The sequence below is a fragment of the Rhodoglobus vestalii genome, assembly GCF_006788895.1.
In the GTDB taxonomy this organism is placed as follows: domain Bacteria; phylum Actinomycetota; class Actinomycetes; order Actinomycetales; family Microbacteriaceae; genus Rhodoglobus; species Rhodoglobus vestalii.
In genome coordinates this window covers 1,504,054-1,515,805 of sequence record NZ_VFRA01000001.1, presented here as the reverse complement: position 1 = coordinate 1,515,805, position 11,752 = coordinate 1,504,054, and the positions used below count along the sequence as shown (strand labels likewise).

Genomic DNA, 11,752 nt, shown 5'->3' with positions numbered 1-11,752 from the left:
ATGGCTGTACCGGAGGGGAGTGGCAGTGGTGTCCGCTGGGCAGAAATCATCGGTACTCAGCAGTTTCAGGACGCGCTTGCGCCAACAGAAACCGGCCTAATCGGCCTTGACTCCAGGCTCCTCGCAATTGTTGCTCCCGAGGCTGATACGGATGTTCAGCACCTCGGCGGTCTGCTCGCGACCGTAGCCTCCTTTTGGGTACGCATTGACGACTTCCAAGATCCCTACGGGCCGATGATTGAGCTGGTTGACGGGCGGCGATCCCAAATACCAAGCGACCTATCGGAGGCTGACCTAGAAGTACTATCGCTCGTGGTCGATTTGATCCCCGATTTGGTTTTCCGCAGCCGCGTGCTAGATGTCCTCGCCCTTCATGGGGATCGGACGCTTCGCCCGCAGAGGCACGTCGCCCAGGTACAGGCGCTGATTGACAATCGCGTGGCACCCCATACCCTCGTCCACGCGCATGAGCAATGGGACCGAGGCATCTCTGTCGCGGTTCGGTTCGGCGCGGCGACGCGCAGTGAGCTCGATTCCCTTGTGCAACTCCTGGTCGATGCCGTGGAGAACTCCTCAGATGGGTCCCTTGTCGTGACTGTTGCCAGACTGCTGCGAAAGCACGGATTGGCTGGTGCTAACGCTGCGAGCATCTCGGCTCGCTTGCTCGCCGTCACAGATTCGCCGAACTCGATCGCTGCTCGCCATACGCTGGAAGAAGCAGCCAGTTGGTTCCGGCGCGCTGGCGATACGACAGCAGCGGAGGACGCGCTCTTCGCCATCGTCCAGGGGCTCGTCGCCGAGGCGGATGCGTCAGCGCAGGACAATGGCCGTGGTGGTCTAGTTGCCGCAGTTCACCTCGAGGACGCGCTCCAAACATTGCGCACTTTGCCGAAATCCGCGCGAGAACGTCTTGGCGCAGGCAACTTGACCGCGAACTTGGCGCGTCGTATCCGCGAAGCCGGCGCTACTTCACTTGGGCAAATGCACATATTTCAAAGCGAGAGTATCGATTTATCCGGCGCTGTTCGCGAACTATTGGAGCATCTCACCGGGGTTGATTCACTTGAGGCAATGAGACGATTTGCAGGTTTACAGCCCTTCAATAGCTACGACCAATCGAAGGCAGACGCTGAACGAGCAGTAGCCGAGCACCCGCTGTCCAACATTTTTCCGGTGAGTTACTTCAGTCATGATGGACGAACTGTGTATCGGTCGGGCACTGGCGACGACGTCGAACTCTACGGCGAAACAGGCCCGGTCTGGCGTCAGATGGTACAGACGTACCAAATTCGAATTGACCTTCTGGGCGGAGTGCTTATTCCACACGCGTGGCGGCAGATGACTAGCGAACACCGGCTCACCTTAAGGGACTTCGAAGCCATCACGAAGGGAAGCACGTCAATTCCGCCGGGCTCGGCAGGCCTTTATGCCCGTGGGCTCTTTCACGGTTACAACGGAGACTTTGCCTCGGCGGCACACCTCCTCTCGCCTCGGATTGAGACACTAGTTCGGTATCACCTGGCAAACGCAGGGGAGAAAACGAGCGCCATCGATAGCGACGGGCTTGAGAACGAGGTTGGCTTGTCGTCGCTCATGAAGAACGAGTTCATCGTCGAAATTCTTGGCCCAGACATCGCATTCGAAATCCGCGCCCTACTCTGCGGCCCTATCGGACCGAACGTCCGTAACGACGTTGCGCATGGCCTAGTCGATGACTCGATTAGCAGGTCAACCACGAGTGTCTACCTCTGGTGGTTCGCAATCAAGCTCGCGTTTATTCCATACTGGAATGCCCTGCACGACGCAGATGCTGCTGACGGGCGTGAGCACGCAAGACCGGTGCCCGCCGAGCAGGAGCCTGATGGGTCCGTTGCCGAAGAGGCTCCCTGACGACTGCATTGCAGCTATCGATGACTTGCCGAAGGCAACACAAAGTATCTGGAAACTAGCTATTTCTGGCGACAGCGGAAATCCATAGTTTCCCGAAATCTATGGTAGTTTCTGAGAACTAGTGAATTCTGCCGGCAGAGGAACTGAGAGGTTTCCAGAAACAAGGTATCCAATGAACGACAAAGCTCCTGAGTCGACAAAACAGGTGCTGCGCCGATGTGTGCAGGTTCTGAGAGCGACCCTGCCCTCAAGCTGGGATCTAACGGAGCAGTATGAAGTGCCCCTGGGGGCAATGGGAGCAGACGCAATACTCGTTCTCGCCACTCCAGACGGAGAATCGATCCAGCTCGTCGTCGAGGCCAAGCGTGTCGTCGAACGACGCGACATCGGGCGAACCCAAGAGCAACTCGATGAGTACACTGCACAGTTCGGCGGGCGAGCGCAAGGTCTTGTCGCCGCGCGGTACCTCTCCCCACCAGTACGTGCGGCACTAGAAGAAACCAACCTCGCCTACATCGACACGACTGGCAACATGCGGATAGCAATCGAACGACCCGCGCTGTTCATCTCGGCCCGAGTGACTGACAAGGACCCCTGGCGCCAACCGGGGCGACCCCGCGGCTCACTCAAAGGAGAGCCCGCCGCGCGGGTAGTCCGCACCTTGCTTGACTACAGAGGGCCACTCGCGATCTCTGACATCCTGAAGCTATCGGGCGCATCCACGGGCCCCACCTACCGCGTGCGCGACTACCTTCTAGAGGAAGGTCTACTCGAGCGCTTCCAAGCAAACAATACCTACCGCGTGCCCGACTGGCCGAAATTACTCCGCGAGTGGGCAGCCGATTACGCGATATCCCAACTCAATACGACACGTGCGTATATTGCACCCCGCGGAATCGAATCATTGCGAGCTCAGGCCACAAACATCACAGGATTCCGCTACGCAGTAACTGGCAGCATCGCGGCTAGCGAATGGGCGTCATACGCCCCAGCGAAGGCCGCAATGATCTACGTCGAAAACGCAGACGCTGCCGCCGAATGGCTGGACGTGCACCCCACCGAAGTTGCGCAAAACGTCATCCTCATTGAGCCCAAGTCTCCCGACAGCATTGTCTTCGAGAACGCGCAGACCGCGCGGGACGGGGTCGTCCTCGCATCCCCATCGCAAGTATCAGTCGACCTCCTCACCGGTCCTGGCCGTAACCCCGCAGAAGGTGAAGCCCTCATAAAATGGATGACCGCAAACGAGAAAGCATGGCGCAAATGAATGAAGAAGTCGTCAATGCACGAACGGGCCTGCTCGACGCTCTCGATGCGCTGAATGAGCACCTCGACGCGCTCATTCTCGTTGGTGCTCAGGCCGTTTACTTACACACCAAAGAGGCACAAATCGCGATTGCTGAGTACACCACAGACGGTGACATCGCAATCAACCCCGACTTGCTCGGGAGCGATCCGCTCATCGAAATTGCAATGCGATCAGGCGGCTTTGAACCGATCAAGGACGCGATCGGTTCGTGGGAGTCTGCTCGCGGCGTGGAAGTCGATCTCATGGTCCCCACCGCAGTCGCCGGGAAGGGTACTAAAAAGAGCCGGGGCGTCGAAGTGCCGCCTCACGCGCGACACGCCATGAGACGCACCAAGGGGCTTGAAGCAGCGCTCGTCGACAACTCCATCATGAACATCGCCGCAGTAGAACCGGGCGCAGACGCTCGCTCTTACGATATGAAAGTTGCGGGCCCCGCCGCACTGCTCGTTGCGAAACTACACAAGGTTAGCGAGCGGCTCGGTCGGCCAGACCGGAGCGAAAACAAGGATGCACACGACATCTATCGAATCCTCGTAGCGATCCAAACCCACACACTTGCCGAATCGATGAGACGTCTCACGGCCGAAGAAGTAAGCGCCGACGTAACCATCGAAGCAATCGACTTGTTAGGGGCCTTGTTCGCCACCAGCGACGCCGAAGGGTCCGTAATGGCGGGCGCCACCGAAGAAGGTCTCGGGGACCCCCAGCAGGTCGCGCTCGCCACCAGCATCCTCGCTCAAAAACTATTCGACTCCCTCGGTAGCGTCAGTGGCGATAGTTAGCGTCGACACAATGCCCGCCTACACTCCCGCTCAGCAGTCCGCGATCGAGGAAATCGACGCACCGTTACAGTTGATCGCCTGCGCCGGCTCGGGAAAGACCCAGGTCATCTCGCAGCGAATCTCCCGCATCCTGAGCCAGCCGGGCATTCGACCAGCGAACATCGTTGCCTTCACCTTCACTGAGAAGGCCGCGGCGGAGCTCAAGGACCGCATCTACGCGATCGTTAAAGCAGAGCATGGTGACTTGCCCGGTCTTGCCGAAATGTACATCGGTACGATGCACGGATATTGCCTTAACTTGCTCCAAACTTTCATTCCTGAAGCTTTCAAATACGGTGTGCTCACCGAGATCACGCAGCGACTCCTGATCGATCGGCAGAGTTCGAAATCAGGACTCACAACTTGCCCGTCGATCGCGCCGAGTCGACCCACATTGTGGCGATACGCAGACTCGAAACTTTATATGCAGGTACTTTCTATCCTTCAGGAGGATGAGATCAAGTGGGACCTGATCCCCGATGAGGTGGACGCGAGTCTGAAGTCTTATCTAACGCTGCTCGCCCAGCAAAAGTACTTTGACTTCACCTCGATGATCGCCGGTGCGGTTGCTTACCTCGAGTCTGAACCCGACGCCCCTGAGCTCGAGAGCACAGAACGAGAACTTCTCCGGTACGCCCAGGATGACATCAAGTACGTCGTCGTCGATGAGTACCAGGACGTCAATCCGCTGCAGGAAAAACTCATCGCTGCCCTCACCCGGTTCGGTGCGAACCTCTGCGTCGTCGGTGATGACGACCAGACAATATACCAATGGCGCGGCAGCGAAGTCTCCAACATCTTGTCCTTCGCTGAGCGCTATGAGAACGTGCGCACAATCCAACTCGCTGATAATTTCCGTTCTTCGGAAGGCATCGTCCGCCTCGGCCGGAGCGTCGCCGAGCTGCTGCCCGAAGAAGAGCGACTTTCGAAGGCAATGGAATACGCGTCCCACCAAACGTGGGATCGCGGTGACTTGGTCGCGCTGGAGTTTGACGACCTTCAAGCTGAGGCGACCTGGATCGCAGACCGAATCGAGGCGCTTCAGGGATTACCCTTCGTCGATGCGCCCGCTCGCCCGCCGCGAGGCCTGTCCTGGTCCGACTGCGCCGTGCTGTTCCGAACCGTCAAGGACGCTGAACCAGTTGTTGAGGAACTGCGCAAGCGTGGCATCCCATACATCATCAAAGGGTTAGCTCGGATGTTCGAGGCACCCGAGATCGTCGCTCTTGTCGGGCTATTCCGTTACATGCTCGACGAAATCAGCCGGGAAGAACTCAGGTCATTATTTGATGCAGCGGATCTACTACCGCGCCCCGAACACTTCGCGCGGGCCATCTCGTTGCTCGACCAAGGGGCTGCATTCGGGGACGACGACCGATGGGGCACTTATAACATCCAGCGTCTCTACCTAAGCGTGCTCGAGGCTCTCGACATTCGCGAAGACACAATTCCCGGTACACCGTCAAGAGCTGAGCTGGTTATGTACCAGCTAGGCAAGTTTTCTCGAGTAATTTCTGACTTTGAGACGATTTACTTCGCGTCTAATCCGGAATCAAAATACAAATCTTTCGTCGGTTTTCTCACGCATCAAGCCCCTTCTTATTACGAAGAGTCCGACGAAGACTCTGGGTATGCGACCCCTGATGCGGTCACTCTCACCACGGTGCACCGTTCCAAAGGAATGCAATGGCCGGCGGTGTTCATTCCTTGCCTTCGCCGGAATCGCTTCCCCAGCAGGGTGAGCGGTGGACTCAATGTGTTTCACGTCATTCCGCAGGAGGCTGTGCCAAACGGCACCCGTTACCGCGGGGGGCTTGCTGATGAGACACGACTCTTCTACGTCGCGACCACACGTGCCCAGAAGTATCTATCTATGACGTTCGCGCCCGGAGAGAGCAACCAGGCAAAGAAGCCGTCAGCCTTCTACCTGCATGCGACCAAATCAGACTGGGTCTCCACGACCGACGAAGGACTGCCTGACACCGTACGTCTGGCTGCGACGCCAAAGGTGGAGACACCGGCTATCTCGATCTCGTTTTCGGAACTAAAGTACCTGATTGAGTGCCCCTATCAGTTCAAACTGCGATTCATGTATGGCTTCAATCCACCGATCCACGAAGCTCTCGGATACGGCAAAGGGCTACACGATGCGTTGGCAGAGATGCATAAGCGCGCTCTCACAGGCGATGTGCCTCAACCCGAAGAGTCTGCCGATCTAGTGAATCGCCACCTTCACACGCCTTACGCCTACCCGGCGCTCCGTGAGCAGTTGAAGAAGGCCGCCAAATCTGCGATTAGGCGATATTTTGTCGAGCACGGTGAGGACCTAACCCGCACAATTCACTCGGAGAAGCAGATCGAGGTCGTCGTCGCCCCGGGTGTCACCGTCAACGGCCGCATCGATCTTGTAAAGCGGCTGGAAACAAATGAGACCTCGATTGTCGACTTCAAGTCGACGGAGGAGTCGCAGGCAACCGGAGTGACGAGGGATCAACTAAGCGTATACGCGCTGGGTTACCGCGAACTCACGGGAGAATCGGCAGACCGCATTCAAGTGCTGAATCTCGACTCGAAGGGTGACGGGCTCAACGAACCAGTAAACGACATGCTTCTGGCTGGCATCAGGGCCAAGGTCGAAGCAGTTGCCGCAGATATCCGGGAGAACAAGTTCGAGTGCGGGCATGACCACTCGAAAGAAGCCACGTATAACGATCTCGTTTGGCTTACAGGCCGAGAGAGCTAAGTAGCATGGAGTCCCCGACAGAAGGTGGGATTCTCGATCGTGGAACCGCAGCACTTGCACCGTGAGCGGCCGACGTCCGTCAGCTATCAGTCGACTTGCAGGGCGGCTGGGCTGGCTCGCGCCCCTTCAGCATCGAGTAAGCGTAGGCCTCACAACACGTTGCCAGAGGCACCCTCGGTCAAACCGATGAACCGACTCAGCGTCGCCACCCCTTCCGCGGTCTGCGGCAGCGAGTCGAGTAACGCGGGCGAGTAGAGCAGGTACGCGGCCCACTTCGCCCGCGAGATTGAGACGTTGAGGCGATTGCGGGAGAGCAGAAAGTCGAGACCGCGCGGCACATCGTCGGCGCTGGACGCTGCGAGGCTCACGATCGAGATTACCGCTTCGCGACCCTGAAACTTGTCGACCGTGCCGACGACGACCTTCGATAGGCCCGCGGCATCCAATCGGCCCCGGATCAGCTCGACCTGCGCGTTGTAGGGAGTGACCACGATGATGCCGTCCTCCTCCAAAGGCTTTGCGGCTTGGCCCGGCTCCGGAGTCCAGAGCGCACCGAGGTGCTCGCGAACCAGCTCAACGACCCGGTCGGCTTCCTCTGCCGAGAAGGTGGAGTTGTCGACGTGAGCGGTCGGCACCGGATGCAGCCCCGGGGCAACACCGGCCAGCATCCGCCCCTGAGTTGAGGTGTGCGAGCGCAGCAGCCCGTCATAGGAGAGACGGGAGACGGGTGTGGTAACGGCCTCATCCATGCGGCGACTCTCCTCCAGAAAGTAACCGTAAGCATCCGGAAGCACCGCAAGACCACCAATCACGTGGCCGAGCGCCGAGCCATCGACCGGTGCCGGATGAATGCCTTGGCTCACCTGGGGGAGCTGTTGCGGGTCGCCGAGCAGCAGAATGCGGCGGGCGCTCGCCGCAACACCGATCGTGTTGGCGAGAGAAAACTGGCCAGCCTCATCAATAACGAGAAGATCGAGCTGCCCCTGCTGCACACGCTTTCGATTTGTCATATCCCAGGCCGTGCCGCCGATCACATACCCCGATGATGCGTGCTCGCTCGCGTAGGCGCGGTGCCCATCCTTGGGCAGCTCACTAAACGGCCCCTCAGTGTAATAGCCGGGACCGAACTCGCCCGGCACCGCCTTTGCCACAAGCTCAGGATTCACGTCGGCGTCGAGCACCACCGCATCGAGAACGTTCTCGACAACCTTGTGCGACTGTGCGGTCACACCAATTTTCCAGTGGTGCTTCTCGATCAGTTCCCGGATGACGTGGGCGGCAAGATAGGTTTTGCCCGTACCGGGCGGGCCCTGCACTCCGAGATAGCCGCTCTCCATCCCAAGCAGTGATGCGATCACGGCACGCACACCATCGTCCGGCCCCGCCATCGATTCGAGCGCACTCGATTCAGCGGGAGCTTTGCGCAGCAGGAGATCGGACATCGCATCGTCAGGCCACTCCGGCGCGGCATCAACAACGGTGGCACCCCACGTCTCAATCGCCGCCACAATGCTGTCTGCTCGCGGGGGTGGTCCCGGCGTGATGTGGGTGGGCATTTCCTCCCACGCGGCAACGTCGTCGGGCCGAGATTCGACGACAAAGATGCCCCACTCGTCCTCGGCCGGGTCGGAAAACCGCACCGGGCGGGCGAGGCGCGCTCCGGGGCGATGGCCGGGAGGGGAATAGGGGAGCGGGTCGCCATAAAAAAGGAACACGTCGCCGCCCGGGCGAGCTGCGCTGCTGCCCGGAGCCCACTGACCGTGAAGGTGAAGGTGGCGGCGTTCAGTGCGCTGCCTACCTTCTTTATGCCAATCGCGAGCAAGAGACGCACCCTCAATAATGAAGACACCGCGAGTGTCTTCCCACAGTTCGGAGGGTTGCTCGAGGCGGTCGAAGTGTTCCCACCAGAAACTCTTCACCTCGCGCCGGTGATAGTCGATCGCGGCTGCTGCCATCAGATAGGCGCTGGCAGCGGTGTCATCGCCGCGCTCCGCTGCACTGGTGCCGAGAGCTTGCAGTTCAACGTCCAGCTCGCTCGGCTCGAAGGGCCTAACGTCGAGCTCCGTTTCGGCAGGATCCACTTTCACACCCTGCACCTCGGGCAGCGCGCGCAACCAATCGCGCAGCTTCAGCGTTGAGACGCAGTCGTACTCGTTATAGCTCGCAATCGCATCCCGAATCTCGGTCGCCCGCCCAATATTGCCGTTCTCCGCTTCGGTGCAGGAGTCAACATACTCGTCAATGGAATCGGCGGCATTCGTCACACCGGCGCGCACATCGTCGCCCATATAGAGCGGTTCAAGTTTCTTGATGGAATACGACGGCGTACCGATTCGCAGCGCCCCCATGACCACCGGGTATAGGTCGACGAGCACCCCATCGCGCAACAACTGGTCGACAACATCCTCACCCTCACCGTGGCGGGCGGCGATGCTCAGCAGATGAGTTTTCTCATAGCTGGCGTAGTGATAAATGTGGAGGCCCGGATGCTGCTGCCGGCGCTTCGTCACAAAGTCGAGAAATGACCGCAGGGTGGTTCGTTCCTCGGCGTGCGAGTGAGCCCACAGGCAATCGAATTCGCCCTCGGCGTCGACCCAACCGAACAGGTAGTCGAGGCCCCAAATGGGCACCCCGCCCACACCGGGCTCCGAATACATCGGGTCGCCCTCGAAGTCGAAGAAGAGATCGCCTGCATTGGGTTGGGGCAGGCTTGCGACCGGCAGCGGGTTCGTCACAACAACGGGAGGCATTGCGTGCTCATCAGTGGGATCAACGGAGTGTTGCAGTTTTGCCTGAAGGTGCAGTTTTGCGAAGCTGGTCTTCGGAATGCTCAGGCTCTCGGGCCGTTCCGACGTTTCGGCAAGATCGCTGAGAGTGCGGATGCCGGCAGCCATAAACTTTGTCCGCTGGCCTGCGCGCAGCCCCGCCACCGTAAAGAGGTCATCGGCGGCCTGCGCGGGTTCCTTGCAGAACTTGCAGCGCCCATCCCGCGCATACCGGTCGTCATGCCACTCAACCGGAACGCCTCCAGCGCGGTGCTCGGCAATGATCGCGTGCATGCGCGCCCGACGCCGACGGAAGACGGGGGCGATGTCGGCAACCTTGGCGGTCTCCGACCTATCGTTGCCAAGGATCAGCTCCACGGTGCCATCGACCGGCACGCCAAGCTTCTGAAGTTGCTCGTGATAGGCCGCCAGCTGGAGAAGCGCGGTGACGCGCACCTGACGGGAGAGCTTCGAGTCAACGACGCGATAGCCACCATCCGGCTGGCGAACAAGAAAGTCGGCATAGCCGATAAACGGCAACTCGGGGTCGGATTCGTCGAAGAACACGCCCTGAAATACCACCGGGGCACCGTTCAGGAGCGCGCCGCGCGTGCGGGCGGTATAGTCGCGCAGAATGGCGGCATTGCGCCCGGGTGGCTTATCGAACTCCACCATCGCGTCGCCGAACTCTGCGCGATAGCGGTCACGCAGGCGTTCCTCGTGCACATTGCCTAACGTTGCGGCCCGTTTGAGCATCGCGTCGTCGTCGGGCAGCGGATCAGTCGACCACCCGAGCCGTTTATCGAGCACGCGCAGAAAGCCGAACTCGCAATTCGACGCTTGGGTGAGGTCGCTGGCGCTCGTGACGAGAGCTGCGTTGGTGGCGGTCGTGGTGCCGGAGTTGGAGTCGGTGTTGGGGAGAAGGTACATGTCAGAATCAGAATATGGTCAGCCGGAGACATCCGGTTGGCTGGGATCGTTGCTGGCCCTGACGACCGAAGATCTTATCCATGTCTACGGAGAGCGTCGGCTTGGTAATCGTTCTGCCGGTCTGAGTCATGCCGCACCTCACAGTGTGTACCGCAACCAGAGACGTGCGGATAGGTCACGGTATCGCGAATAACTCCCCTCGTCAGCGGTGCGCTCTCCCCAATGTCGGGGGCGTCACGGGCATCGACCCGACGGCTAGGGGCCGCCAATGGTCTCTCGTGGGCTGGCCGGCACCAATGCAGCGTGTTCAGTGGAACCCCGCACCGCCCCATAGGCTAGAACGATGACCGGCAGCGAAACTTCACGCGCGAGGCGGTTCTCCACGCTGGCTCCCGAGCGCGAACCACGACTGGCATTCCCGCCACACGGCAGTGCGCTAATCGGCCCGGTTGACGCTCCCGGCCTGCATGTGATGACCTACAACATCCGTCGTCGCGTGCCTCACCTGATGCCGAATAGTCCCGACCTGTGGGCACACCGCAAGCCGCTGATGAAACGCCTTCTCGCCGCCGAACAACCAGCGCTAATCGGAGTGCAGGAAGCGCTTTTCAGGCAAGTACATTTTCTGCGGGGTGCGCTTGGCGACCGCTACCACTCGATCGGGTACGGCCGCGAAAAGAACACCGGCGGTGAAGGCTGCCCCATCTTTTACGATTCCCGGCGCCTTCAGGTGGTCGAGTGGCGGCAGACCGCACTCTCAGACACCCCGACTGTGCCCGGCTCCAGCTCATGGGGCAACCGCACACCCCGCATTGCGGTAGAAGCGGTCTTTCTCGATCTCGCCACCAGTGTGCAGTTCCAGGCCATCAACACCCACCTCGACCACCGATCGCGCAAATCGCGGCTGCGCTCCGCCGATGCGTTGAGAAACATGGTGGAGGCGTCGCCACATCCCACAATCATGACCGGAGATTTCAACACGGATGCCGACACCAACCCCTACAACCAGCTCATCGGGCAAGGGTTGCTGTGCGACACGTGGAACACGACCGAGGAACGACTCACGCGAGGGTGGGGCACGTATCCGAACTATGGCCCGCCACGGCTTGATCGAAAACGCATCGACTGGGTCCTCGTAACGCCCACCGTTGCCACACTCACGGCAGGCATCAACGTCACGCGGTATCAGGGCGGGTGGCCGTCAGACCACGTGCCCGTGCAGGCCGTGATTCGTTTCGGCGGAGACAAGTAGGGCAGGGCACTAGAGGTTCCCCACAAGCGATTGCACGGCCCG

General features: G+C 59.8%; 6 protein-coding genes. 5 read left to right on the top strand and 1 reads right to left on the bottom strand.

The genetic code is table 11. From position 1 onward, the window contains the following. The 4 genes from FB472_RS07315 to FB472_RS07300 all read left to right on the top strand — a co-directional run bounded on the left by FB472_RS07315 (position 1) and on the right by FB472_RS07300 (position 6,763). Positions 1-1,890, top strand: a complete 1,890-nt coding sequence (locus tag FB472_RS07315; protein ID WP_141990344.1) for a DUF4209 domain-containing protein — start codon at positions 1-3, stop codon at positions 1,888-1,890. Positions 1,891-2,062: 172 nt separating this feature from the next. Further along, positions 2,063-3,157 (top strand): type IV toxin-antitoxin system AbiEi family antitoxin, encoded by a 1,095-nt coding sequence (locus FB472_RS07310; RefSeq protein WP_141990343.1) that lies wholly within the window; start codon positions 2,063-2,065, stop codon positions 3,155-3,157. Continuing rightward, positions 3,154-3,981: a hypothetical protein gene (locus FB472_RS07305; RefSeq protein ID WP_246078129.1), complete on the top strand. Its 828-nt coding sequence runs from the start codon at positions 3,154-3,156 to the stop codon at positions 3,979-3,981. Before FB472_RS07310 ends, FB472_RS07305 begins: the two co-directional genes overlap by 4 nt. A 10-nt stretch (positions 3,982-3,991) precedes the next feature. Next, complete coding sequence (locus FB472_RS07300; RefSeq protein ID WP_141990341.1) at positions 3,992-6,763, top strand: ATP-dependent helicase; 2,772 nt, start codon at positions 3,992-3,994, stop codon at positions 6,761-6,763. A gap of 149 nt (positions 6,764-6,912) precedes the next feature. On the opposite strand, the gene FB472_RS07295 is transcribed toward FB472_RS07300, so the two are convergent. Next, the gene (locus FB472_RS07295) at positions 6,913-10,458 is read right to left on the bottom strand and encodes a TM0106 family RecB-like putative nuclease (protein WP_141990340.1); all 3,546 of its coding nucleotides are present in this window, start codon (positions 10,456-10,458) and stop codon (positions 6,913-6,915) included. A 343-nt stretch (positions 10,459-10,801) separates the two neighbouring features. Here FB472_RS07295 and FB472_RS07290 point away from each other — a divergent pair, with 343 nt between their 5' ends. Continuing rightward, positions 10,802-11,710 (top strand): endonuclease/exonuclease/phosphatase family protein, encoded by a 909-nt coding sequence (locus tag FB472_RS07290; protein ID WP_141990339.1) that lies wholly within the window; start codon positions 10,802-10,804, stop codon positions 11,708-11,710. Positions 11,711-11,752 lie beyond the last annotated feature (42 nt).